This is a genomic window from Pelagicoccus albus (assembly GCF_014230145.1).
In the GTDB taxonomy this organism is placed as follows: Bacteria; Verrucomicrobiota; Verrucomicrobiia; order Opitutales; family Opitutaceae; genus Pelagicoccus; species Pelagicoccus albus.
In genome coordinates this window covers 551,994-577,168 of sequence record NZ_JACHVC010000013.1, presented here as the reverse complement: position 1 = coordinate 577,168, position 25,175 = coordinate 551,994, and the positions used below count along the sequence as shown (strand labels likewise).

At 52.2% G+C, this 25,175-nt stretch carries 23 protein-coding genes; 17 read left to right on the top strand and 6 right to left on the bottom strand.

Annotation, left to right across the window (positions count from 1 at the left end; all coding sequences use genetic code 11):
- Positions 1 to 16: 16 nt before the first annotated feature.
- Complete coding sequence (locus H5P27_RS17715; RefSeq protein WP_185661759.1) at positions 17 to 730, top strand: SDR family oxidoreductase; 714 nt, start codon at positions 17 to 19, stop codon at positions 728 to 730.
- Here the strand turns inward: H5P27_RS17715 and H5P27_RS17710 are convergent.
- Positions 727 to 1,362: a riboflavin synthase subunit alpha gene (locus H5P27_RS17710; protein ID WP_185661758.1), complete on the bottom strand. Its 636-nt coding sequence runs from the start codon at positions 1,360 to 1,362 to the stop codon at positions 727 to 729. The genes H5P27_RS17715 and H5P27_RS17710 overlap by 4 nt on opposite strands.
- A 63-nt stretch (positions 1,363 to 1,425) precedes the next feature.
- Positions 1,426 to 2,880, bottom strand: a complete 1,455-nt coding sequence (locus H5P27_RS17705) for an NAD(P)-binding domain-containing protein (RefSeq protein WP_185661757.1) — start codon at positions 2,878 to 2,880, stop codon at positions 1,426 to 1,428.
- Positions 2,881 to 2,991: 111 nt separating this feature from the next.
- Here H5P27_RS17705 and H5P27_RS17700 point away from each other — a divergent pair, with 111 nt between their 5' ends.
- From H5P27_RS17700 to atzD, 7 genes are all read left to right on the top strand, one after another.
- A complete protein-coding gene (locus H5P27_RS17700) occupies positions 2,992 to 3,918 on the top strand; it encodes a polysaccharide deacetylase family protein (RefSeq protein ID WP_185661756.1) in 927 nt (308 codons plus the stop codon).
- A gap of 220 nt (positions 3,919 to 4,138) precedes the next feature.
- Entirely contained in the window at positions 4,139 to 5,458 is a 1,320-nt protein-coding gene (locus tag H5P27_RS17695) for a cytochrome P450 (protein ID WP_185661755.1), read from the top strand.
- A complete protein-coding gene (locus H5P27_RS17690; RefSeq protein ID WP_185661754.1) occupies positions 5,455 to 6,633 on the top strand; it encodes an ABC transporter substrate-binding protein in 1,179 nt (392 codons plus the stop codon). The genes H5P27_RS17695 and H5P27_RS17690 overlap by 4 nt, the downstream gene beginning before the upstream one ends.
- A 52-nt stretch (positions 6,634 to 6,685) precedes the next feature.
- On the top strand, positions 6,686 to 7,072 hold the full coding sequence (gene hpxZ / locus H5P27_RS17685) for an oxalurate catabolism protein HpxZ (protein WP_185661753.1): 387 nt from the start codon (positions 6,686 to 6,688) through the stop codon (positions 7,070 to 7,072).
- Positions 7,073 to 7,083: 11 nt separating this feature from the next.
- Complete coding sequence (locus H5P27_RS17680; RefSeq protein ID WP_185661752.1) at positions 7,084 to 7,293, top strand: hypothetical protein; 210 nt, start codon at positions 7,084 to 7,086, stop codon at positions 7,291 to 7,293.
- Positions 7,293 to 8,693, top strand: a complete 1,401-nt coding sequence (locus tag H5P27_RS17675; protein WP_185661751.1) for an AtzE family amidohydrolase — start codon at positions 7,293 to 7,295, stop codon at positions 8,691 to 8,693. The genes H5P27_RS17680 and H5P27_RS17675 overlap by 1 nt, the downstream gene beginning before the upstream one ends.
- Positions 8,690 to 9,766 carry a cyanuric acid amidohydrolase gene (atzD, locus tag H5P27_RS17670; RefSeq protein ID WP_185661750.1) on the top strand — a complete coding sequence of 359 codons (1,077 nt, stop codon included), beginning with the start codon at positions 8,690 to 8,692 and terminating at the stop codon, positions 9,764 to 9,766. The genes H5P27_RS17675 and atzD overlap by 4 nt, the downstream gene beginning before the upstream one ends.
- A gap of 12 nt (positions 9,767 to 9,778) precedes the next feature.
- On the opposite strand, the gene H5P27_RS17665 is transcribed toward atzD, so the two are convergent.
- Positions 9,779 to 11,206, bottom strand: a complete 1,428-nt coding sequence (locus H5P27_RS17665; RefSeq protein ID WP_185661749.1) for an aldehyde dehydrogenase family protein — start codon at positions 11,204 to 11,206, stop codon at positions 9,779 to 9,781.
- Positions 11,199 to 12,818, bottom strand: coding sequence for an amidohydrolase family protein (locus H5P27_RS17660; protein WP_185661748.1), 1,620 nt, complete (start codon positions 12,816 to 12,818; stop codon positions 11,199 to 11,201). The genes H5P27_RS17665 and H5P27_RS17660 overlap by 8 nt, the downstream gene beginning before the upstream one ends.
- 122 nt (positions 12,819 to 12,940) lie before the next feature.
- Between H5P27_RS17660 and H5P27_RS17655 the strand changes: the two genes are divergently transcribed.
- The 9 genes from H5P27_RS17655 to H5P27_RS17615 all read left to right on the top strand — a co-directional run bounded on the left by H5P27_RS17655 (position 12,941) and on the right by H5P27_RS17615 (position 21,296).
- On the top strand, positions 12,941 to 14,425 hold the full coding sequence (locus tag H5P27_RS17655) for a dihydroorotase (RefSeq protein ID WP_185661747.1): 1,485 nt from the start codon (positions 12,941 to 12,943) through the stop codon (positions 14,423 to 14,425).
- Positions 14,426 to 14,441: 16 nt separating this feature from the next.
- The gene (locus tag H5P27_RS17650) at positions 14,442 to 15,182 is read left to right on the top strand and encodes an isochorismatase family protein (RefSeq protein WP_185661746.1); all 741 of its coding nucleotides are present in this window, start codon (positions 14,442 to 14,444) and stop codon (positions 15,180 to 15,182) included.
- A 2-nt stretch (positions 15,183 to 15,184) separates the two neighbouring features.
- Complete coding sequence (locus H5P27_RS17645; protein WP_185661745.1) at positions 15,185 to 15,796, top strand: amino acid synthesis family protein; 612 nt, start codon at positions 15,185 to 15,187, stop codon at positions 15,794 to 15,796.
- Between the two features lie 22 nt (positions 15,797 to 15,818).
- Positions 15,819 to 16,319, top strand: a complete 501-nt coding sequence (locus H5P27_RS17640; RefSeq protein WP_185661744.1) for an amino acid synthesis family protein — start codon at positions 15,819 to 15,821, stop codon at positions 16,317 to 16,319.
- 447 nt (positions 16,320 to 16,766) lie between these two features.
- Positions 16,767 to 17,936: an amidohydrolase family protein gene (locus H5P27_RS17635; protein WP_185661743.1), complete on the top strand. Its 1,170-nt coding sequence runs from the start codon at positions 16,767 to 16,769 to the stop codon at positions 17,934 to 17,936.
- Between the two features lie 13 nt (positions 17,937 to 17,949).
- Positions 17,950 to 18,564, top strand: coding sequence for a DUF1989 domain-containing protein (locus H5P27_RS17630; protein ID WP_185661742.1), 615 nt, complete (start codon positions 17,950 to 17,952; stop codon positions 18,562 to 18,564).
- Between the two features lie 13 nt (positions 18,565 to 18,577).
- Positions 18,578 to 19,249: a class II aldolase/adducin family protein gene (locus tag H5P27_RS17625; protein ID WP_185661741.1), complete on the top strand. Its 672-nt coding sequence runs from the start codon at positions 18,578 to 18,580 to the stop codon at positions 19,247 to 19,249.
- Positions 19,250 to 19,326: 77 nt separating this feature from the next.
- Complete coding sequence (locus tag H5P27_RS17620) at positions 19,327 to 20,286, top strand: aromatic ring-hydroxylating dioxygenase subunit alpha (protein ID WP_185661740.1); 960 nt, start codon at positions 19,327 to 19,329, stop codon at positions 20,284 to 20,286.
- Entirely contained in the window at positions 20,283 to 21,296 is a 1,014-nt protein-coding gene (locus H5P27_RS17615) for an ABC transporter substrate-binding protein (RefSeq protein WP_185661739.1), read from the top strand. Before H5P27_RS17620 ends, H5P27_RS17615 begins: the two co-directional genes overlap by 4 nt.
- Before the next feature lie 127 nt (positions 21,297 to 21,423).
- Here H5P27_RS17615 and H5P27_RS17610 read toward each other — a convergent pair whose 3' ends face one another.
- Both H5P27_RS17610 and H5P27_RS17605 read right to left on the bottom strand, forming a co-directional pair.
- Entirely contained in the window at positions 21,424 to 24,024 is a 2,601-nt protein-coding gene (locus H5P27_RS17610; protein WP_185661738.1) for a TonB-dependent siderophore receptor, read from the bottom strand.
- A gap of 149 nt (positions 24,025 to 24,173) precedes the next feature.
- Positions 24,174 to 24,995: a hypothetical protein gene (locus H5P27_RS17605; RefSeq protein WP_185661737.1), complete on the bottom strand. Its 822-nt coding sequence runs from the start codon at positions 24,993 to 24,995 to the stop codon at positions 24,174 to 24,176.
- Positions 24,996 to 25,175 lie beyond the last annotated feature (180 nt).

Below are 25,175 nucleotides of genomic sequence, written 5' to 3'. Positions count from 1 at the left end.
TTGGGCTATTAAAATTATGAAACGAATATTTATTACCGGCTCTAACCGGGGCCTTGGACTCGGATTTGTTCGCTTATTTCTGGAGCGAGGCGACCAGGTTTTCGCAGCCTGCCGCCGTCCTGCTAAGGCGGAAGCGTTGCAGGAGCTGAAAGCGAAATTCGGCGGACTGCTGACTTTGATTGAGTGCGACGTCACGGATGAAGCCTCGATACTCGCCGCGGCAGCGGAGGTAAGCAAAGAAACCGATGCCCTCGATTGGGTGATCAACAATGCGGGGCAAGGCGGTTTGGAGACTTTGGCTGATGTGAGTTTCAAACGCGGCTTGGAGCTGTACGCGGCCAACTGTATTGGGCCGATCGTGGTGGCCCGCACCTTCCGCGAGCTTTTGAAGGCAGGCAGCAATCCTTTGCTAATTCAAATTAGCAGTCGCCTCGGATCTATCGGCGAACGCGAGTCGGAGGATGGCCGCTGGGTGGACGGATACGTTTACCCTTCCACCAAAGCCGCCTTGAACATGATGTCGCGCCAGCTATGGAAGGATTTCACTCCGCTGGGTATCACCGTTGTTATTCAGAGCCCCGGCTGGGTGCGAACAGATATGGGCGGCGACGCGGCTCCGCTGGATATCGAAACCGCAACCACTAGCATGCTGAAGGTCTGGGAGGGTCTCGGCCCCGAAGATGGAGGCCGCTACCTTAGCGAGACGGGAGACGATCTGCCTTTCGGCTAGAGCTTCGCAGTGGTTTCGCTGAGGGCGAGGCGTACCGCGTCGTGGATGGTGTCGACCATGATCTGAGTCTGGCGGTCAATCTCGAAGTTGATGAGATCGCCCGGCTTGCTCGTGTCGTAAGTCGTCTGGCGCAAGGTTTCGGGGATCAGGTAGACCTTGAAACGGCCGCTTTCGCGATCGAGCTCCGTCACGGTGAGGCTACAGCCATTGAGGCCGATGAAGCCTTTGTTGAAGACGTATCGACGGTAGGCCGGTGGTAGCTCGAGGGTGATGACGCAGTTGTTTTCCGGATGGTCAACTGCGACGACTGCCATAGTTCCGTCCACGTGACCACTCATCGGGTGTCCACCGATTTCAACGCCCGTCTTGGCGGAGCGTTCGACGTTCACGAGGTCGCCCTGCTTTTTGGTGCCTAAATTCGTCAGGCGAAGGGTTTCGATGGAGGCGTCGAAGGTAACGAGATTTCCCTCTACCGCCACGACCGACATGCAAACGCCGTCTAGGCTAACGCTGGCCCCGATCTTAAGGTCTTCGAGATGTCGTTCGTCGAAGGCAATCTTGAAGGTGGCGGCGTTTTCACGCTCTTCCAGGATTTCAATTGGGAAAACGGCTGTGACGATTCCGGTGTACATGGCTGGTGTTGTGCACGATTGGGACTAGCAGGTCGATTGAGAAAATCGAAATTAAGTTTGGCTTCAGTCCGCGTTAAAGCGGTCTACTTGGTCGGCGGGCAACTGGAGTTCCGCTTCGTCGAAGGCGAGGGCAGTTTTCACATAATAGTCCGCGTCGAGCAGAAACAAGCGATCGCGAATGCCTGATGAAAGTCGGGGAATGGTGAACTGTAGGCCACTGACGGATACGATGTGGGATCCATGGTTCATGCCGGAACCAAATGAAACGTTGAAAATTTGCCTTAGCCATCCGTCCTTCTCGTCTTTCGGTTGGAATTCGAAAGCCGGCCCGAGATCCGGAAAGGCGGAGATGCCCGCGTCTTCGTAGCCATCGGGAGCTTGGTAGGACTCCCAAGTCCGAATCTTTTGGGAGAAGGATTGTATGTCGCTGCGTTCCATGGGCTTTCGCTTGAAGCCCGTGGCTAAGATCGCGAAGTCCGACTCGTGTGGGCCTGAAGAGGTTTCGATGGTCACACCGCCTTCCTCTCCATCCTCGATGCTGCTCCAATTCGTTCCCGGGTGTATGGAGAGGGCGGGATGCTGGTAGATTCGCTCAAAGGCCTTTTGTGGAGGCGGTTGGTCGATGTCTATGAGGCGCTTTAAGATTTTCCATCGATCGTCAGGGGGCAGGTCTTTGAAGCCCGCCATCATGCCTGCATTTTCCAAGTGCCGACGAGGATTGACCAAAGGGATCTTTTTGCGGCGATAGAAGATATCCACCGCGGCTGCTCCTGCTTCAAGGGCGGTGCCGGCTAAGTCGAAGGCCCCCGCTCCGTGCCCAAGAATCGAGACTCGTTTTCCTTGGAAGGTTTGAAAGTCGATTGAGTCTCCGCCGTGGGCCCAACGCTCTGGGGACGCCTTGATAGACAGTGCGTTGGGAAAATTTTTATATTGGTCCGCGCTCGAGCCGCCTGCGAGAACGACGGTGCGACATCGCTGTATCATAGAGCCGTCAGGAGTTTCGAAGTGCAGGTTGAAAGTCTGGTCGGGCAGGGGCTCGATGGTCTTCAAGCGATGCTGGTAGGAGATGGGAAGCTCCAACAGCTCCGAGTACCAGTGCAGATAGTCCGCGAATGCGGCCCGAGGAGATTGTTTAAGGGGTTCCCAAGCTTCGGCCCCGTATCGAGCTTTGTAATACCTCTGGAAACTCAGTCTTGGGTCGCCCCGTTCCAGGCCGCAAAGGTCCTTCGGGGTTCGCAAGAAGTTCATTCGGGTGTATTGGGCGAAATTTCCGTTCTGGTATTGCGGATTCTGGTCGAAAATCTGGATACGGGTTACGCCCTCGCAGCGCAGCGAGTAACAGCATCCTAATCCGTTTTGACCGGCTCCGATGATCGCTACGTCAAGGATCGGCTGGCCTGTCTCATCCGCGTAGGGCCGCACCCATGGCTTTGCGTAGTATGAGAAGACGTCACGGTCGGAGCGTATTTCTTCCTCTAAGCGTTTAAGTGCGGGAGTGGCGGAAAGCGAAGACGGCATGATTCGCTGCAAAACCATTTTTCCTGCCAACTTTTCACTTAAAACGAAATCGTTGGGTTGCGGTTCTGTACCTAGCTCAAACTGGCACGCTGAACGCTTACGGCTTGGTTCGTGACCGAACCGTTATACCCTGATTTTCACCGCTTAGACCTAAGCTCGCACGGACGTTATGACTATGTTCCGATAAACGATCGGAATGACTTTGAATGGCCCGATGGAAAACGGCTCGCGGTCTATATCGCCGTAAAGATCGAGCACTTCCCATTTGGTGAAGGCATGGGGCACGCTCTCGCTCATCCGCAACCCGAACCAGATGTGATGAACTATGCCTGGAGGGACTATGGAGTTCGCGTTGGTATTTGGCGCCTCCTGGAGGAATTTCAGACTTTGGATCTTCCGTTTGCCGCCTTGTTGAACACGGCATTGATTGAATACGCTCCTCCATTGATCCGAGCTTTGAGTGATACGAGTTGCGAGATGGTCGGGCATGGTCGCAGCAACGGTGAGAGGCAAAGTCAATGGAGCGAAGAGACGGAGCGAAGGATGATCGAAGCGGTAACTCTCGACCTAGAAAACGCGTTCGGAAAAAGACCGCAAGGTTGGATGGGGCCGTGGGTGGCGGAGAGTCGGACGACTCCGGACCTTTTGGCGGAGGCCGGCTACCGCTACACCTTGGACTGGGGTATGGACGAGCAACCGGTTTGGCTAAAAACCAGAGGTGGGGGCAAACTGTTATCGATTCCTTATCCTAGGCCGAGCAACGATATCGCTCTGCTGCATGGGCACCATGTGACGCCGAGGGCCTACACGGAGATCTTGATCGACCAGTTCGAGGAGATGCTGGATCAATCACGCAAAGCTCCACTGGTATTCAACCTAAGCTTACACCCGTTTTTGGTTGGGCAACCCTTTCGTTTGCGAGCATTGAGGAAATTCCTAAGCTATCTCGCTGAGCGTAGAAATGAGATTTGGCTGACCACTCCGGGAGAAATTGCCCAATACTCTGCGTCGCTTCCTGCGGGTATTATCGCCTCATGATCTACTCAGGCTGCCAGCGTCTTACGACGATTCACCTTCCAGAACGCGTTAATTTCTCACCTTTGAAAGGGAGGCGGTAATAGGTGACTCATCTGGCCTGTCCTATGCTTGGGGGCTGGTGAACCGCGAAGCCAAGTAGCCTAAAAGCGATGACGCAATCAAGTGGAACGGAATCGCCTATCACCAAAGTCCTGCCCCTGCTTTCTCCCAATTCTGCACTATGATCACAGAACTTAAATCCCTGGAAGATATCCCTGTATTCAAAAGCCATGACAGCGTTGAGGAAGCGTCTCGGGAATTTTTGGATAAGCCGATTGAGCTCCTGTTAACGGCTTACCAAGAATGTGGGCCGATTTTTAAGATGGCGGTAGGAGGCCAGTGGAAAGTCATTTTGTCAGGTTACGACTCGAATGATTTCATGTGGCGAAATCCCCGAAATTTCAGCTATGGCATTGGAAATAAGCCATTTCTGGAGCAAATGGGACACGATCATCTGACGGGGCTCGATGGAGATCGCCACAAGCTAAAGAAGAAGATTCTCAAGCCGGCCTTCAGTATGGAGGGAGCCATGCGCTACCTCTCGATTTTTAATCGCGAGATCGAGAAAATGCTTTCAGCTTTAGATTTGGATTCGCCGATCGAAACGGCAGAGCTCTGGGCTCGGACCATTATTCGCATCAATAGCCAGACCGTGGCGGTAAGCGAAATCGATGAAGCAACGATTACCTTGCTTTCCGATTGGGAGCGCGAGTTCCTAAAGGGCCTCGTGAAAGGTGAAGAGCGGCATGCCTTTTTCGAGCAACCCGAGTATCTGGAATTAAAGGGAAAAGTATTTTCCCATTTTGGTTCCATCGTTGAGAGACGCTTATCGGGTGATTCCTCCATCCAAGATAATTTCGCCGAAGTCCTAGCCGCTCGGTCGGAGGAAGAGAATCCAATCAATCGAGAGCACGCTGCTAACGATTTGTACTTTATCCTCTTGGCCGGAGTGCACAATACCTCCGCTCTGATTAACGCCTGTCTCCATTTTGCTTATACGCGTCCAGCTTGGCTGCAGGCATTGCGGGAAGAAGTTGAGGCCTGGGATGGGAAGGACTTAATGGCCCTCGCGGGAATGACTCGTCTCAAGGCGACTATCATGGAGGCTCAACGTTTACTGCCCGCAGTTAATTTGCAGGGGAAATTCGTAACGGAAGCATTTGAATTCAAGGGGTACGACATTCCAGCGGGAACGCATTTCTTCCATGCCAATACCCTTTGTCATTTTCTGGACGAATACTACGAAAATCCGATGTCTTTTCTGCCGGAACGTTTCGTCGAAGAAGGCAAGTTCGTTCCAAAGACGATCGGGTTCTTTGGAGGCGGGATTCATCTCTGCCTCGGGCGAAATCATTCCATGCTGCAAACGCCGGTAGCCTTGGCTCATGTGCTCAGGAAATTCGATTTGAAGTTTAACTACGATCCGCCGCTCTCGGTAAAGCTCAGCAATCCAAGGCGATCAGTAACGCCCTTTTATCCAACGACTTTTGTTTCCCGATGAGAAGAGCTGAAAATCAAGATAGACGAGCTTCTTCTCTGGCCTGTGTATTCGCGTTTTGGGGACTGTCCTTAGCAGGTTGTGGCGGTGATTCCTCGCCTGAGGAACAAACGATTTCTTTGGAAGAGCAGGCTCAGTCGAAGGCGGCTGCTCTCGCATTCGAAGCCTCGCTGGAGGAGACCGAGCGACTCGTTCGGGAAAGAATGCCAGCGAGCAGCTATGTGGACCAGACCTTGATGCCAAAGATCGAAGATTTGAGCACGGCTCCAGAATTCGATGAAGTGGTAAAGCTGCGAGTCGGAGCTCCTTGGGTGTTCAATGACGAAACTGCGCCCTGGTATATTGGCCAAGAGCTTGGGTATTTTCGCGAGGCCGGATTGGAGATTGAATTGGTGGAGGGTGGCCCCGGTAGAAACCCGTTTACTCTTCTTCTTGGCGGCCAATTGGATATCGCAGTTTCAGCTTATTTTTCCCTCGTACCAACAGTACGAACTTCGCCGACGGGTGGCGATGTCGTGGTCATAAATGCGGTCCTTAAAAATACTCCAGCAGGCGTCTTAGCCATCGACCACAGCATCCCTCAGGATCAGCGGAGTGATTGGAAGCTGAAGCCAGAAGATATGCGGAACAAGGTCCTCGGGGTGCAGGCCGGCAGCGATCGTCATGCTGCGATTTATTTGCAGGCTTCGGGCATTCCGGAGGAATCGGTAGAGGTTATCCGCGTGGGGAATAGCCCGGAAGCCCTGATGTCTGGCAGGGTTGATTTCATGCTGGCTTGGATCGTTAACCAGCCTCGGATCCTGGAGGCGAATGGTTTTAAAAATTGGGCATTCTTTTTGGTGTCCGACTATTATTACACCTCTCCTTCCGATGTTTCAGTCGTCTTGCGCGAGATGCTGGAAAGCCGGCCCGACGTGGTCTACCGGTACAATTGGGCTCTTCTCAAAAGCGTTCGCTATCTGCTGGAACACAGTGATGATGCGGCGGAAATTACGGCCCGCTACATACCCGATGCAGGGCTGGATTTGGAACAGATAAAATGGCGCTTCGATTTGCAGCGGTCCCTTATCGAAGGGACGAATCCCGAAGACTTGCTGATGATCGATGTCGCTGAATTGGACAAGGTAGTCGCCTACAATATCCAAGCTGGCACAGTCGAAATGCCTCCCGAGAACTAGGTCGAATCTTTCAGGATAAGCTGGCTCGGCACCTGCTTGAGGCCTCCCGATCATGGATACCGAATTAAGTGAAGCTAGCCGAGAACTTACCGTCGCTTGCGATGCCTACGAAATAGCCCTTGTCACCAATGATGTGGATACGTTGATGGATCTATTTTGGGATTCGCCAGATACGGTTCGCTATGGCCCGACGGAAAATCTTTACGGATCCGAAGAGATCCAAGCCTTTCGTCAGAATCGACCTTCCAAAGGTCTGGAGCGGAAAGTGGAGCGGCGGGAGATCACCTTGCTCGATGCGATTACTGGCTATTGCAATATCGAGTTTTCCCGTGAGACCCCGGCTGGAAAACGGATTGGTCGTCAGACACAATTCTGGCGAAAGTTTCCCGAGATCGGCTGGAAGGTCGTTTCCGCGCACGTGTCGCTGATGGCGATTTGAAGCTAATTCTCATGGATCCGACCGAGTCTGAGCTTCACTCCTATGTGAAGGTTGCCCTGAAACTGAACGGCCTAAATTTGCCGGATGCCGACTTCGCGGAAACGCTGCGAAACTTCGAATTGTTGGCTAGTCATGCCAAAAATTTCACTAGTATGCAAACTCAGGATACAGATGAGATCGCTTTGAAATTCGAAGCGGGCAAAGGGTTTGGCAGCGTCTGATGGATTCGATCAGCACCATTTCCTCACGTGTCCGACTTGGGCAGCTCTCTGCTCGATCCGTGGTCGAAGAGGCGTTGGCCCAAATGTCTGGTCCCGGTCGTCAGCTGAATGCAGTGACCGCGGTTTTGTCGGAAAGAGCTTTGCTGCAGGCGGACGCTGTGGACCAAGCGGTTTCGCAGGGGAGAGATCCTGGCCCGCTTGCAGGAGTGCCATTTGGCGTGAAGGACCTCTTTGACGTGGAAGGGCTGGCAACCTTAGCGGGCTCGAAAATCCAAGCGGATTCTCCCGTCGCTCCGAAGGATGCAACCGCGATACGGCTCCTCGAATCGGCCGGAGCGGTGCTCTGCGGTACGCAACGTATGGATGAGTACGCCTATGGTTTTACGACCGAGAATGCCCACTATGGAGCCACTCGGAATCCGCACGATCGCGAGCGAATCGCCGGAGGGTCTTCCGGAGGGGCTGCCGCATGCGTGGCTGCTGGCTTGCTGCCGTTTTCTTTGGGAACCGATACGAATGGCTCCGTTCGCGTGCCATCCTCCCTTTGCGGTATCTATGGTTTAAAGCCGACCTATGGTCGCTTATCCCGAGCGGGGGCGTTTCTTTTTGTCGGAAGCATCGATTGTATCGGCCCGTTTGCGCGTTCGGTGGAAGACCTCGCCTTGGTTTTTGAAGCCATGCAAGGGAAGGATGCGGAAGATCCGGTTCAGTCGGATTGCTCTTTTTCCGCGGTCTCAAACGGAGGAAAAGTCGAGGAGGGCGTTCTGCGAGTTGGCATGCTGGACGGCTATTTTTCCGAGATGCAGGAACCCGAAGCGAGCGAGGCGGTGGCTGCGGTAGCTTCGCTTCTTGGGGCGAAAGACAAAGTCAGTTTTCCAGATCCCGTGGCGGCCCGTTCCGCCGCTTTCGTGGTGAGCGCTTGCGAAGGTGGGCGCTTGCACAAAGAACGCCTAAGCACGCGTTTCGAGGATTTTGACCCAGCAGTGAGAAACCGCTTGGCGGCCGGGCTTTGCGCACCGAGCTCCTGGTATTTGCAGGCCCAAGTCACCAGAAAAAAACTACAAAGAGAATTACTAGGTCTTTTCGAAACGCACGATGTTCTCATCGCTCCAGCGACTCCGCTTTCGGCTCCGAAAATTGGACAAACGGAAATGTCGATCGGCGGAAAGATCGTACCTACCCGCCCGAATATGGGAATCTTCACCCAGCCGATTTCCTTTTTCGGTTTACCGGTTCTCACGGTGCCATACCTGCGCAAGGGGCAAATGCCGATCGGCGTTCAACTTATTGGCCGACCGTTCGGCGAAGAAAATCTGTTCCGAGTAGCGCGAAGCCTAGAAGCGGCATCCGAAGCCTTTCGTCCCCAAATTCCCGAAACCTTTAAGCCAAAGAAATCATGAGCGCCTTTTTGCAAGTAGTGGGCCAAGCGAGCCCTGACGACCTTTCCGGTCTGCGAGCTTTGGTGGAGAGCGAGCAGCTCGATCCCAAGCGTATTGTCGCGTTTTTGAACAAGACGGAAGGGAACGGCTGCGTGAATGATTTCGCCCGCGGATACTGCGCTCATGTCCTGCACGAATACCTTTCTGGCGAGCTTGGCCCTGAGGCTGCCGAAAAGGCTTTGCTTATCATGTCTGGCGGTTGCGAAGGGGTTCTCAGCCCGCACATGAATGTGTTTTCGCAAGATGGTCCCGAGTCGGATCAAGTCACCGGTGGCTTGGCCATTGGGGCGGGGAAAACGAGGGATTTCAAAGCCGAAGAGATTGGCCGGATGGCAATGGTGGAAGAAACCGCGAGGCTCGCGACCGAGCTGATGGAGAGCTTATCCCTCTCCAAGGAGGACGTACATTTTGTGCAAATCAAGTGTCCGCTCATTCGCTCGTCAGATGTCACGGAAGCCCAGGAAAAGGGCGTGTCGCTCGCCACGACGGACACTTTGAAATCGATGGGCTATTCACGTGGGGCTTCCAGTTTGGGCGCCGCTGTCGCCTTGGGCGAAGTGGAGCTTTCGGGTTTGGACGATAGCAAGATTCTTGGAGCTCTTGATCTCTATTCCGGCGTTGCTTCCTCGTCTTCGGGCATTGAGCTCCGTTGTTGCGAAGTGTTGATCATGGGCAATAGCCCATTGTCGCGAAGTCCCTTGCGTATCGGTCATGCTGTGATGCAAGACGCCCTCGATCGCGACGCGGTGGTACAAGCTTGCGTAGAGAGCCAGGGAATGACCGATGGCAATTTCGATCCGGAAAAGGTCGCGAACGTATTTGCCAAGTCGGAGGTGGATCCCTCGGGAATGATACGTGGGAAACGGCATACTATGCTGCAGGATTCCGATGTGAGCGGAACGCGCATGAGTCGGGCCGTGGTAGGTGCGATCGTGGCCAGCGTACTCGGGCGAACCCAGGTTTATGTATCTGGAGGAGCGGAGCATCAAGGTCCACCAGGTGGTGGTCCGGTGGCGGCTATCTCTTGGATCTAGCCTGCTTTGACTCTAACTTTCGCAGGAACGCCAAACGGTATACTTCAGCTGGCTCATCTCTTCCAGTGTGAAGCCGAGTCCCTCCCGTCCTAAACCGCTCATTTTCACGCCGCCGAATGGAACGATGTACGGACGGTAGTTGCCAGTCCCATTGATTACGGTGCCTCCGGCCTCGATCTCGTTGGCCACCGATTCCGCTCGCTGCCAGTCGCGACTGAACACACCGCTGGATAATCCATAGCTGGATTGGTTGGCGATTTCGATAGCGCGCTTATCGGTGTCGAACGGAATCAAGGGCAATACGGGGCCGAAAATTTCGTCATCTTTGGCGATGTCTGCCGTAGCGGGAACGCGACCGAGAAGGAAAGGGCTGACGAATGCGCCGTGGGTCTCGAGTTCGCCAAAAAGGAGCTCTCCACCTTGCTCGATGGCATGCTTGACTTGGCTAACGACCCGGCGAGCAGCGTCGCTGCTGATCATGGGGCCGAGTTGCTTGGATTCGTCTAAAGGGTCCCCGATTGATATTTTGGCGAGCTCGCTCTTTAGTCGCTCTGCCAGAGCGTCGTGCAGGCTTTCGTGAACCAGAATCCGTTTGTTGGAGGCGCAGGCTTGGCCGTTCATCAGCGTGCGGCCGAAGATCAAATGGGGAACCGCAAGGTCCAAGTCGGCATCTTCCAGAAGGATTGCAGGATCATTGCCTCCCAACTCTAAATGCAGTTTCGGCAGATTCGCCGCCGATAACTCTGCGACAGAAATTCCTGCTGCCGTCGATCCAGTTAGGCTGATCAGATCGATTCCAGGGCTTGTTGCGATAGCCCGACCCAGATCGGCTCCACCATAAACGCAGTGTAAGGATTCTTTGGGGACGCCGCCAGAATGGAAGTGCTTTGTCACCCGCTCCACAATCAAAGGCGTCTGAGGCGGAGCTTTAACCAGAACTGAGTTCCCCATGGCTATGGCTGCAGCCACCTTTTCGACATACAACTCCACGGGGAAATTAAAGGGGAGGATTGCCGCGACTAAGCCGAAGGGGACTCGCCTGGAAATGATTCGATCTCCAGTGATACCGGGTGAATCTTGAGTTGATATCTGCTCAGGTTTGTAGGCGGTAGCTTTGGTAGCGATTGCCCGCAGATATTCGATCGTGATGGTGACTTCGAATCTCGCTTGAGCGATTGGCTTTCCACTCTCTTCGGCGAGCAACTCGCTTAGTCCGCTGCTGTCGCTCTGCAGGGAGTCCGCTACAGCGAGGAGCACTTCAGATCGTTGGTCGAGACTTTGTTGACGCCAAGATGATTGGCCATGGCGGAGATTTGCGATCAAAGTGGGAATTGATCGCAAATCGCTCTCAGCGACGTTGCCCAATTTGTGGCCAGTCGCGGGGGCGAAGCTTTCGATCGTCCGGCCGTCTGAATTCAACGTGGTTTCGATCTCAGGCATTTGCATTCGCGACCACGGGCGTGGTGGCGTGTGTCCAAAGCGGATGATCAGGACTCACCTTGGCTCGGATGCGGTTAATGCGATTGTGTACCTCGGAGGAAAGCTCTCTTGCATCGAGGTGTTCCACTTTTCCGTCGATGACTCGTCGCTCGCCGCCAACGTAAACGCCCTTTAGATTTCGCAAACTACAAGCCAGCACGTAGGTGCTGATCGGATCGTGGATCGGGCCCGTGTCGGGGTCCTGAGGATCGACGAGGAGGAAATCGGCGTATTTCCCGACTTCTAGGCTTCCAACCTGATCTGCTATTTGAAGCGTCTCGGCGCTACCCTTGGTGTGGAGGTAGAGCATCTTGCGAGCGCTCATTGCCGCAGGATCCTTGTGAGTTGCCCGCAGCGTATAGATGCCGATTCGCATGTTTTGAAAAGGATCTGAAAGATCGGTGCAGGATTGGTCGTCCAGCCCGACTCCCACATTCATGCCGTGCTTGAGCCAGCAGGGAACATCGGCCACGCCGGAGGCAAGCCTGCCGTTGCTTGTCGGTTGCCAAACTGCTCCACAGCCGCAGCGGGCGGCGGTCTGGATTATCTCCTCTCCAGCGTGAATGAAATGCCCGAAAATCAGATCCGGAGACAGGGCGCCCGCTTCGTGATACCACCAAAACTTCTCCCTTTGGCCTTCGATATTGTGCGGTGTTTCCAGGAAGTGCGGTTGGTTGATCAACCCGAAGCGTTGCATCGCTTCGAGCTCTAGGGCCGCGGTTTCCTTCTTCTCTGCCCACTGAACGGTGCCACTTAAGGCCATGCGCAGAAATTGAGGATGGTCTTGGAACTGATTCGACCAATTGACCAAGGCCTCTAGACGGGCGAAGGTCGCTTCCTTGCTTTGCATTTCAGCCAGCCAAACACTGTTGATAAAGCGAATGCCTGCATCGAGCTTCGCCTTGAACTGGGCTTGCTCCCAAGTGATCGGTTTGTAGTTGTCCTGCGAGAAGGTGCCGTGCCCGTCGTCCTCCATCTGGAAAGGAACGCCGGTGCTGGTGAAGTCGTAAGCGGTGGTAATCCCGTTTCTCAGGAAATCGACCGCTCCGTGCTTGCTGAGATAGTAAATGTCCTCGTCGTCGCAATGATCGGTGTAGCGGGTCATGGCGACGATCCAACCGTAGAGCGATTGGTCCTCGCCGAGTCCTCGCGAAGCGCTGGTGAAGAGGTGGCTGTGGGCGGAAACGAATCCAGGAGCTAGGATCTGGCCCTTCGCGTCGAGGCGACTCACCACTGAATCGTAGGATGGAGCGGGGCCTTGTCCTATTTTTTGGATACGACCATCGGTGGCTACAACGAGGTGTCCATAATAGGGGGCAAAGTCAGGAGTCGCCGCGTCTAGGATGAGAGCATTTTCTACAACTAGTTTGGGATGGGACGACTCGCTTAATTCCATGCGACCCTTCAGCAGGAGAAGCGCCCAAGAGCTACCATCCTGAATCAAAGCTACAAGGGGGCGAACGAATGCTGGTTCAAAATAAGCAAACGAGTTTCTTCTGCTGCCGGATGTGTCGTCAGGCTTAGAAAATCTTCCCTTTTCCAAGAAAACGTAGGAGTTCACGGTGCTTGGCATGTTAGTGGCTTAGCTTATGGCCTGTATTAACGACCAGCAGGGGACCCCATCTCCGCGCGAGTCAGAAAGGACCAGCAGGAGTGTCTTCGCTCCACGCGAGTCGAAGTTAACCTTTTTGAATTATGCGCGTTGATTTGCTGATCAAGAACGGGACGATCGTCTCGGGCTCAGGACGAAAGAAAGCGGAAATAGCCGTCAAGAACGGGAAGATAGTCGCTATCTATTCTGGAGAATCCCCTTACACGGCGGACGAGACGATAGACGCCGAGGGACTCTTCGTATTGCCAGGAGTCGTTGATACGGAAGCTCACCCTGGATGCTACAATCCGTTTCGATCCGACCTAGCGACTGAGTCGCGCGCCGCCGCTGCCACAGGAGTCACTACTTGGGGCGTACACCAGCCCAGCACTCGCTTAGGGGCAGAACCCTTTGTCGAATACGTGCAAGCCGAGGACGTTGGTCCTTTTCTCCCTGTGATGCCTGGCTGTGTGAAGATTATCGAAGAAGTTTCGGCAGTAGATGTATTTATCACTCCTATGGTCGAGACGGATGAGCAGGTCGCGGAGATTCCGCAGCTTGCTGAGGAGTTCGGCATGACCAGCTACAAGCTCTATTGCCAATCCATGAAGCCGGAGCTCGATAAATACTGGGCAGGCCGTAAGGCGGGACTGGGAGCGGGCTTCGACGATGGGGTGATCTTTAGCACCATGCGCGAAGTGGCGAAGCTCGGTGGCTCTGCCATTACCCAGATCCATGCTGAAAACTGGCAAATCGCTCGCTTGTTCGAAAAGGAATTGATTGAGGATGGGCGGACGGACTTCGCGGCCTGGACAGATCGGTCGCCAGATTTCTGTGAAGTTCACCACGTAAGATCTTTTGGGTATCTCGCCAAGATCACCGGCAGTCCGCTGTTTATACAGCATTCCAGCACTGCTGCGACTCACGAGGAGATCATGCGAATTCAAGGGGAGGGAGTTACCATTTATGGAAATTCCGGACCGTCGTGGCTCTATCTAGAGCCGAATCAGGAAGCATGGAGAATCAATGTGCCGATCCGGTATCCTGATAATCGAGCTGCGATCTGGGATGCTTTGGCGAAGGGTAAGGGGGTTAACACCGTAAGCTCTGATCACGTAATCTCTTGGCCGCCGAATCACCGTAAGGATATGTTCAACGACAATATTTGGAAGCTACGGACCGGATTTACCAGCCGGGTGGAAATGCTTGTGCCAGTCATGCTCAGCTATGGTGTAAATGAAGGACGCATTACTCTCGAACGTATGGTGGAAGTGCTTTGCGAAGATCCAGCCCGCATCTTTGGGTTATTTCCTAAGAAGGGTAGCATCGAAGTCGGAGCTGACGCGGATTTCTGTTTCGTGGATCTAGAACGGGAAATCACAGTGAATGAGAAAAACGTGACCAGCGCGTCAGGTTGGTCGGTGGTCGAAGGGCATACCTTCAAGGGTTGGCCGGTTCGTACCATATTGCGGGGAAAAACAATTGCCCATTGGAAAGAGGGAGAAGAGTCGCCCTACGTTGTTCCAACTGAAGAAAGCAACGGTGAATACCTGCCACGTATTAACGGCTCCAAATACTACAAAATCTAAACAAGGAATTAGACTTATGGCAATTTGGGATGATGTTTTAACCGAGCAGGACAAAAAGGTATATGAAGTAGCTGGTTGGAGTAAACCGGGTGGCTTTGGAAAACGTCCCGCTTTGTTGCTTGTTGATATTATATATAATTTTGTAGGCGATCCAGAAGAGCCTATATTGGATAGTATAAAAAAGTGGCGGTATAGCTGTGGGACCACCGGTTGGGATGGAGTTCGGGCAACCGCCAAACTCGTTGCAGCGGCTCGTAAGAAAAAGATTCCACTGTTTTATACGACATGGGAGCGGCGTGATGATTTTTTGGATATGGGGCGTTGGAATGATAAAAACTACCGTGTGGATGACGGGATTGATGCGATCGGGCACCACGGTAACGATATTGTGGCAGAGATCGCTCCCCAAGATCACGACATGGTTTTCGTTAAGAAAAAGCCTAGCGCTTTTTTCGGGACGAGTCTCGCCAGTTACTTTATCGATTTCGGGGTGGACACTGTGATTCTGGCTGGAACTACAACGAGTGGCTGTATCCGTTCCACTGCCATCGATTCATTTAGCTACAACTATTACACGATCGTTCCAACTGAGTGTGTCTGGGATAGGGGAGAAGTAAGTCACAAGATCAATCTCTTCGATATCAACGCGAAGTACGGAGATGTCGTCGCTCTTGAGAAAACCTTAGCCTACCTCGATGGGTTGGAAGAAGATATCTTCCACGATCGTTGGCCAAGGCAAATGAAGAGGGATTTTTAACCATGAAGAAAGCGGCTAACTTTCTAGACTACCATATTCGTCGTTGGTACACCCAGGTTGACGAAGCTCTCGCGAATGAATCCGGAGTGCTCGCCGAGGATGGTGTTCCGGTAAGGAAAGTTGTTGTCGCAGCAGCGATCCAGAATCCCTACGCTGGAGAGGGGTATTCGGATGATTTGTCTAAGATAGTTAATTGCTCAAAGGAGCTCGGGGCGGAGTTTGGACGTCGTTTGGTTCAAGCCTTAGCCGGAGATTCTGCTCAAAGCTACGGGAAGGCGTGTTTGGTCGGTGCAGAGGGAGAGTATGAACATGGTAATGGATTTTTAACTACGAGTTTTGCAAATCCCATAAGGGAGGCTCTTGGTGGCGGATCTGCTTGGATTCCTTCCACGGGTAAAAGGTCGGAGATTGGTGGAGGTATCGATGTTCCTCTGGCTTGCAAGGATGCATTGTATGTTAGGTCGCACTACGATACGATTACGGTTAATTTTCCGGATTCTCCAGCTCCCGATGAAGTTGTGGTTATTTTTGCCATCGCAACTAGAGGTCGGATCAAAGCTCGTTTAGGAGGGCTTACTTTTGATCAGGTCGAGGGCAAAGACGGGCTACGCTGATTAATAATGACCACTGGTGTCCATGGGAATAAAAATAAGAAAATGGATACAGAGGGTCGAAGAGGATCTGTCTCGTGGGTCTGTCGTCTTCAAGAAGATCGCCGTTGGGGCGGTGGTTGAGAATCCGTATGCCGGTGTTGATGCGGATAGTCTAGATGAGATAATCGAACCCAGTTTGAGTTTGAGCGGTTCTTTTGTTGATCGGCTGTTGTCTTTGCTTGGAGATTCTCATCCCGTATCCTATGGCAAGGCCGCAGTGGTCGGAAGCTCGGGCGAGTTCGAGCATGGGAAAGCGTTTCTCACCACGCGTTTTGTTGATCCCATTCGAGCGGCTTTGGGTAATGCCAAATCTTGGGTGCCGTCCACTTGCCTTAGATCAAGTGTGGGTTCGAATGTCGATGTGCCTACGGGGGCGATTCATGATCTTTTTGGCTTGGAGGAGAATCAGACCATATCCCTTAACTTCGGTGATTCACCCAATGCTGATGAAGTGATTGTAGTTTTTGTGATTGTTTGTAAGTAAACAAAAAAAGGATACAGGAAGTGTGTTTAAAAAGGTGCATTAAGAGTTGAAAAGAGTGCAGTTCGTGCGGCGATGAGATTAAAAATAGGCGCGATAAAAAGTTTCCCAGGTTTTGCTGAAAAATTGTCTTTGTTTGGCCAATATCGATTCTTGGCATTGATGGAAATGATGATAGTTTAGTAATTATATAAGAAGCTTGTAGGATGTGAAAGAGACTTGGATTTGTGCACGAAAAATGATGGGAGAATTGAGCAGGATGGTGGGGATATTTGAGCAATTTAAATGATCACTATGATATCAATACTTAGTTCGATGATTATTAATAAACAAATTGAGTTTTGGGTTAAGTATTTGTTCTATTGAAGGAGGGGCATGTGCTTAGGTGTTGAAGGTAGCTCTTGCACTAGAAGAAAAGAACACGGCGTCGGACGCCAAATAGATTGGTTGATGGAAAAGGTCTTAATAAAGAATTTGGGTTATGTGATCAGCGGAGACCTCGAGAAACGATGGGGCAAATGTTCTGAAGTCGCCATAGAGTCAGGGAAGGTTGCTTTTGTAGGTTCAGCGGGCAGTTGCGATGCGAGCGAATTCGACTTCGTGGTCGATGCGATGGGTTCGACTTTAGCACCCGGGCTTATTGATTCGCACGTCCACATTGTATTCGGAGATTGGACACCAAGGCAGAATACGATCGGATGGATCGAAAGCTATCTCCATGGTGGAATCACATCGATGATGTCGGCGAGCGAAGTTCACCTGCCTAATCGACCGAAAGATGCAGCTGGAGTTAAGGCTTTGGCCCTGACTGCCCACCGTTGCTACAGTTGTCGCTCTGCAGGAGACCAAAAGATTCATGCAGGATCGGTTATTCTAGAACCGGGGTTGGTCGCTGAGGATTTTGCTGAGCTTAGGAGCCAAGGTGTCTGGCTGGCAAAAATGGGATTTGGGTCATTCTCTGAAAATCGAGACGCCGCTCCGCTGGTGAAATCTGCGAAGGACGAGGGGTTCGTTGTTATGTCGCATACTGGCGGAGTGTCTATCCCCGGAAGCCGGGCCATAACTGCCGATGATCTTTTAAGTTTGGGCGTAGATGTTGCCGGCCACGTAAATGGGGGGACAACGGCCTTGCCTGAGGCGGACCTAGAGAAGCTGATATGCGAATCGAATGAAATGTACTTTCAGATCTCCCAGGCGGGAAATTTAAGGTCTGCCTTGAAGGTTTTGGAGTTCGCTGAAAGAGAAGGAAAGCTCAACCAAGTTTTGATGTCCTCGGACACTCCGACGGGGACGGGTGTAATGCCTCTCGGAACTTTGAAATCTGTAGTGGAGTTGTGTGCCCTTGGAAAGTTGGATCCCGATCACACGTGGGCTATGGCTACGGGCTTGAATGCGAAGATGCTTCGGCAAAACACGGGTGAAATTGCAGTAGGCAAGGAAGCGGATTTGCTTATCATCGATGCTCCAAGCGGTTCAGCTTTTGAAGATGCCATTTCTGCGATGAAAGGTGGAGACCTCCCTGGAATATCAGGCGTTTTGATCGATGGATTATGGCGGGTAGGCAGGAGTCGGAATACGCCATTGGCCAGGAATCTCGCCCTTATAGAAAAAGGAGGCTAGGTATTTGTTAGCGATGGATGGATACAAAAAGATTGTAGAAATTATAGTTCCGGCCAGCCACGGGAAAGCAGTAAAGGTGGCTGCTGGAGATAGGCTTGAAGTCATAGATCTCGAAGGGAAGCAAGTTGGAGATCTGATGGCTTGGGTGTCAGGTTCTGAAGAAGAGTATTTCTCCCCCGCTCACACCTTGACACAAAATTGGAGTGTAGCCCTGCGAGTGGGCAGCGTCCTCGCGACCAACAAACGTAGAATCCTATTTCGCGTTTTGGAGGATGATGTCGGGATTCACGATATTCTAGTGCCTTGCTGCGATCACGAAGCTTACGTTACGCGGTACGGAATTCATGACCACCGCAGTTGTCTGGAGAATATCAAAGAGTCACTAAGCGAGCTTGGGGAAGCTTGTGTAGCTAGAGCGGAAATGGCTGTTAATTTATTCATGAACAACAGGATAGAATCTGACGGAAAGATAGTCTATGAGGCACCTGAGCACGGCCCTGGATCTCGGATCCTCCTCTCCTGCGAGCTGGACGCTTTAGTCGCGTTATCGGCCTGTCCTCAAGATCAGACGCCTACGAATGGCTGGGAATGTACTGCGATGATGTTACGAGTTTGGAGGCCCGAATAATAGGTGGCATGGAATGGAGCAGTGGCTGAAAGATTTTAGTACCGCTCTACAGATCATGGAGGGCCATGGTCTGACGGAGGGGTTTGGGCATCTCAGCGTAAGGCTAAGGGATGGGCGAATTGCAATTACTCCTGCCAAAGGTCCGGGTATGTCTGCAGCCAATTCGTTGCATATCCTTTTTTCTGATACGGGAGAGAGACTTGATGACGGAACGCTTCCAGCTCCTCTGGAGTCGCCGATGCACTTAGCGGTCTACGCTGCGAGACCCGACGTTAATTCAATTTGTCGGACGCATTCTCGGTATATTGTTTCCTATGGCGTAACAGGCGACGAGTTGATATTGTCGCATGGATTTGGATTGATGCTGGGAGACAAGATTCCCTTCTGCGAATTCGGCGATTTGATTTCGAATGAAGAGAAAGGAAACCGTGTTGTTCAGTCATTGGGTGCCAATACGGCTTTGCTCCTCAAGGGAAATGGCGGCTTTTCGGTTGGGGATTCTATTTCCCAAGCAGTAGTAAAGGCGATCTATTTGGAAGAGGCGGCTAGGATCTCTATGGATCTGAAGGCGGCTTCGATGAATCTCGCTGAGTGGAGCGAAAGTGAACTCGAAAGTCGTCGCTCCTGGCATCAAGCAGAGGCTGCTCGAGCATGGGAGTACTACTCTTGGAAATACAGAGCTTGAGGAGCTGAACACTTTCATGGAGCTACGTTTTTCGGTGCACGCATTGGCGCGTTTTCGGCTCGAATTTAGATACTAGAATGATTGACGACCAAGTATTGAGGCGCGAATGGCACGTAGTGCTTCGAGCGAAGGATATAGGTGAGGGCGAGGTCCTTTCCAAAACAGTGCTGGGTGAAGACTTAGTGCTTTGGAAGGATGCGAGTAAGGTGCACGTATGGAGGGACTTGTGCATCCATCGGGGAGCTAAACTGTCTCTTGGAACCCTAAAGGAAGGATGTATCGTTTGTCCGTATCACGGCTGGGAATACAATTCGGAGGGTCGATGTATGCGGATTCCGGCCCAAAATTCGAAACGGGCCATTTCATCCAAGGCCAAGGCCCAACCGTATTTGTCATGCGAGAAATATGGAGCCATTTGGGTTTGCCTCGATTCTGATCCTATCTCTCCTGAACCATTCCTGCCAATCTTCGAAAATCAGACCTTAGGTCTTTTTCTCTCGAGTCATCCCATGCGGGCAAAAGCTCCTAGAGTTATCGAAAACTACCTTGATTTCTCTCATTTGCCGTTCTTGCACGCCGGTTTTTTGGGTGATCCAGATATGCCGCAAGTTGAGGACTACGACGTAGAAATGACGGAGAATGGACTAGTAGCTCGCGATTTAAAGATATGGCAACCTAACCCTGATGGTTCTGGCGTAGGTGGGTATCGAAGTTATGACTACTTCTGCTACCGACCTTTAATCGCCGCCTTTTCCAAGGAGAAGGTTCTTTCCGTTTTGACCGCTACTCCTGTGGATGAAGAGACCACTGTGGCTTGGCTGTTTGGCATGTCAGAGTTTAGGGAAGGTCTGACGGAGGAAGATGCTTTGAAGTGGTCTGAACTAATTATCAGTCAGGACAAACCTGCGGTCGAATCGCAGAGGCCGGAGCTCTTGCCTCTGGATCTCCAGGAAGAGTTGCACCTCGCTTGCGACCGTCTCGCCATTGCCTATCGGAGATGGTTGAAGGAATTGGGGCTAAGCTACGGAGTTTCATGAGCAAGAAGGCGTGGATCCTTAATACCTGTTTGGGGGTACTCCTTTCCGGATGCGCAAACGATCGTACGGATGAAGTGGAAGCTGAAGCTGATGGACAAGCTCTGCGAAAGGTGACCCTAAAACTAGATTGGTATGCTGAGCCGGCCCATGGCGGGTTTTATCAAGCTTTGCTCAACGGCTATTACGAAGAGGCCGGTCTCGAGGTGGAGATCCAGCAAGGTGGGCCGGGAGTTATGCCCTTGCAGGCGGTCGCGTTGGGACGTGTCGATTTTACCTTGGGGAGGATTGACGATGCGATTATCGGGGTAGATCGCGGGCTTCCGGTTCAATTGGTAGCGGCCTATATGGAGAAGGACCCGCAGGCGATTATGTTTCACGCATCGAACCCAATTGACAGTTGGGAAGACTTAGACGGTAAGTCGATCATGGTGAATCCAGGCAATGCATTTGTGGCTGTATTGAGAAAACGGAAACAAATCGATTTTAGCGTGATTCCGCTGGATTATGGAATTCAGCGTTTTCTCAAAGATCCGGATTTCATCCAACAGTGCTTCGTTACCAGTCAGCCATATTTTGCTAAGCAGCAAGGAGTAGAGGTCGGCGTTATGTTGCTCTCTGATGAGGACTACAGTCCAGAGCGAGTGGTCATTACGAATACGACTTTCGCGGAAGAGAATCCGGAAATCGTAAAGGCATTTGCGGAGAGCAGTCTGCGAGGTTGGAAAGACTACATGGAAGGCGACCCAAGTAAAACTCACGAATATCTCACTGGTATACACAATGGGAATACGGACGAGCTAAACGCTTACAGTCATAAAGCCATGAGCGAGTACAAAGTCGTATTCGGAGACGCAAGCCTAGGGGAATCGCTTGGATTGATTGACGAGTCGAAGCTCGAGAAGACGATCGAGACTTTGAGAGATTTGGAGATTGTTAAACAGGAATTGAGGGCGTCGGATCTGATCGATTATTCGATTCTTCCGGAGGCAGTTAGAGTTCCGGTTAAGTAAGTTAGGTAAGCGTCACCGTGCGGTAACTACTACTCGCCGTGCCAGGAAAGAAGGCGTTGCGGCTTAGCAAAAAAAAATGGTCGCCCACGTTGAGGCGACCATTTGGTTTAGAAATCTTATATTTAGATCAGAAGGGCACTGTCAGTGTCAGCTTCATCTGAACGTCTTCCGGAGCTTTGGTCAGCAGGTTGTTCGCTGCGAAGTTTGGATCCGCTCCGAGGAAGTAATCTTCTTCGGTTAGGTTTTCCAGACTTAGCATCGCCTTCCAAGCTTCGGTTTCGTACCAGAGGTTTGCGTTCACTACGGTCGATGAATCGATTTCGATGTTTCGGTCGTAAGAGGTCCAATAGGAGTCGCTCCATACGGCACCGATGGAGGCACCGAAGTTCTCGTTAAACGTATTCGATACGAATAGTTTTACTACCGTTTGCGGCGCGCCTGGTACGATCAGGTCTGGATTCGCTGATGGAGAACCGCCTTCCGGAGTGAACCCGCCAAATGCGTTGGCGAACTGGTTGAGCAATGCTCCACCTTCGAGGGCGACGCCGATCTCGTCGTTTCCAGCTCCCGTGGGATCGAGCAAGCCAAATGGCATGGTGCGGTAGCCAAGGCTGGTGGTTCTTCTTGTTTCACGATCGCTGAATGAAGCGATGATAGTGGTCGACTCGGTAGCGGCATAGGCCAGCTCGAATTCGATACCTTCAGATTCGTAGGGGTCCGAGGTGCCAGTGATGTCGTTGAAGGAAGCTTGGTCCCATTCGTAATACGATAGCGTCGAAAACAGATTTCCTTCCATAGCGGACATTTTGATACCCACTTCCTTTAAGCTGGATTCGCCGAAGTTCTGATCGCCAACAATTGCTCCGCCTTGAAGTGGAGCGTAGGTTGTCGCCTCCTGAAGAGCTCCGTAAAGCGATAGGGATTCGTTGATTTTGAAGGACGGATTGATGCTCCAGTTCAGGAAGGTATCATCGCCAGTCACTATGTTTTGTTCAATGTCAGTGGGCTCGTCGGGTACTCTGACCTCGTAGTCGATACTGTCGTAACGAGCGCTTGCTAGGATGGAAAAGCTTTCGCCTATGTCGAACTTGCTAGATAGGAACAAGCCCATTTGGGTGAGCTCCGATTCTGCCGCATGCCCGCCTGGTCCAGATGCTCCAAAATTTCCACCCCAATAGTTGTTTCCTCCCGCGAGCGGATCGATGTCAGAACCAGACAGGAAAACTGAGTTTGCGCTGATGGTAGGCAAGCTGATGTCACGCCTCGCCATAGGCTCGACCCAGAAATCCTGTAGCTGCTTTGCTTTGGTTAAGCGTGCTTGAGCACCGTAGTTAAGAAGCAAGGACATGGAGTCGCCAATATCGATTTCGTTGGTTAGAGAAATGCGATCGTCAACCACTTCCTGGCTCATGCGGAAGGCGTATTGGTAAGAGGATACTTTATCTGTATCGATCTTCTCGACGAAGAGCTTGTTGGTTAGGGTAGAGCCGCTATCGAAGTTGTGCGTGATATCGAAGAATGCCATGATATCCTCCGAGTCCGCGAAATCGGAGAGGTCGGACAGGACGTCATCGGCATCGATGGTGGTGGTGAAAGGAGTTCCTCCCGCCAAGAAGTACTCTGGCGTGTACAAATAACCGGAAGTGGTTTGCACTACATCGTCAGGCATGCCCGCGTAGGTGGCGGCTCTTACTTCTGCGTCAGCCATGTTCTTCAGGGCTGCGAGCTGATCCGCTGGTAGGCCTGCGGCTTCTACGATGTCTGCTGGAACGACCAGGGCTCGGAAATCCGCGTAGTTGCCATTGGTAAGCGGAGCGTATCCCCAGACTAGGCCATCCACGATGTTACGATCGGCGATGCCACCGTTGCCCGGGCGAACAACGCTTAGCGGCTCTCCGATGACGTATTCATTGTTGTCCACCAGGTTTTGAGTCGGACGGTTCCATCCGGCATTCTCGTTGGACTCGAATTCGTAGTATTCCGCTCCCGCGAAGATGCTAGTCTTGTCGGAGAGCTTAACTTTTAGAGCTGCGTACAGAGACAGATAATCATTACCCACGTTTTTCCAGTAGGAGTCTGCATCCTGGACTGAGAGCGATAAACGGTAGGCAGCGGGAGCTTTGCCGAGCATGAATGGGGCTCCTTGGTCGACCTGTACGTTGTAGTGGTCGTTGCTTCCTGCTTCCAAGGTCACCGAACCGCGCGACTCGTCGAAGAAGGGAGATTTGGGAATCATGTTCACGTACCCGCCCACGTGGCTAGGAATGTACTGCGCGGGAGCGGGACCTTTAACTATTTCCATGGCTTCGAGCGAGCCGAAGGAGGTAGGCATTTCGTTTCTCTGGAATGGTCGAAGCATGCCGTTGTAGTAGATGCCGCCTTGCCAACCACGAAGGACTGGGGCTCCCGGAATTCCGTAGAAATTATAACGCTCAGTGCCTGCTCCGACTTTTTGCAAGTCATCGAAGTCGTTGATCTGAAACTGCTCCATTGCTTCAGGGGAGAGGACGGTGATAGCTCTGGGAATATCGACGAGATCCATGTCGTCGAAGAACGCCGAATCCACAGTCCGATCCGTGGGGATCAGGGAATCTGATTCTTCAGCGGCAATTTGCTCAGAGATGAAGATCCCGAGGTCTGTAACCTCTTCGTCGTCTTGAGCGTGCAGGTTGAAGTTCGCTGCACCGCTTAGCAGTGCAGACGCAACTAGACATCTTTTTATTTTCATGGGCGATTTTAGAGCCCCTTAGGCTCTGTCAGGCAGTTGGAGTCTGTTTAGTTTTGAGTAGACGCGTTTTTGATTAAGCAAAATATGTGCCCGCTTCCGGCAGCGTGTATCAGAAATCGGGATACTTGGATCTAAGCATTTACGTTCGGCTATTCGCCGGCTACAGCGGTCAGAAGCCTCTTGAGGCTTTCTTTCTCCTCATTGCTGTAGTGGGCGTAGCTTGGCATTTTGGTGGCGAGCGGATTAGTGGCGCTCGGATCGATCAGCATACTCTCGAAATACTCCTCGGAGTTGCTGGCGAACAAGCTGAGTAGGGTGAGGTTTCGGGTTGAAACATGACCACCCATCAAGTCCGAATCGGTCGAATGGCAAGACAGGCAAGCGTTGAGATAGATGTCTTGTCCGAGCGAATGGTCTGGATCGGAAAATGGTTCCGGCAGCTCGGAAAGGGCGAGGTCAAGGTTTGTTGCGATGATCTCTTCCACGCCCCAAGGGTTCTTGTGCCCCGGATCCCTCAAGGAGTCTGTCTTCTCGGTATTGATTATGAAGGGTCCCCATTCGGGATGACCGATTTCAGCGAGCCAAGCTCCCAAGGGCTGTCCTTCCACCGTGAGGATGAGGTAAGGGTTTGTTGCTTCGATGATGGCCGGAGAGAAATTTGATTGGTAACCGTCGCTGCAGTTCGCGAGCCAGAAGTCGACATCCTCGTCCGATGAGAACTCCGCAATGAAGTCGGACAAGTAGACGTAGGTCATTTCTCGCTCTACCTCGTCGATTTCCATGGGAAGCCTTGCGGAGTGAGTGGGTAGTTTTGAAATTTCATCCCACGAAACTTCCTTTACGTGCGATCCTTCGCTTGTCTGGAATTTCAATGACAAGATGAACAGCTTCACCGGTTCGTCTGCATGGAGAAGGGCGCAGGCATGGAAAAGAATCGGTAGTAGGATGAGTCGAAGTAACATGTTCATCATCTAGCGGCGAATCCAAGAACGCGTGATGTTCACGCGAGTTGGTCGAACTAGGGTAGCAGGCGGCGATTTTAATAGGTTGGCAAAGCGGAGAGGACTTGATCCTCTGGCACTCGTTAAGCACGAACGCTGCCAATTTGAAATTCACGAGCAGCCAGTGCAAATTGGTACTACGATTGCTTT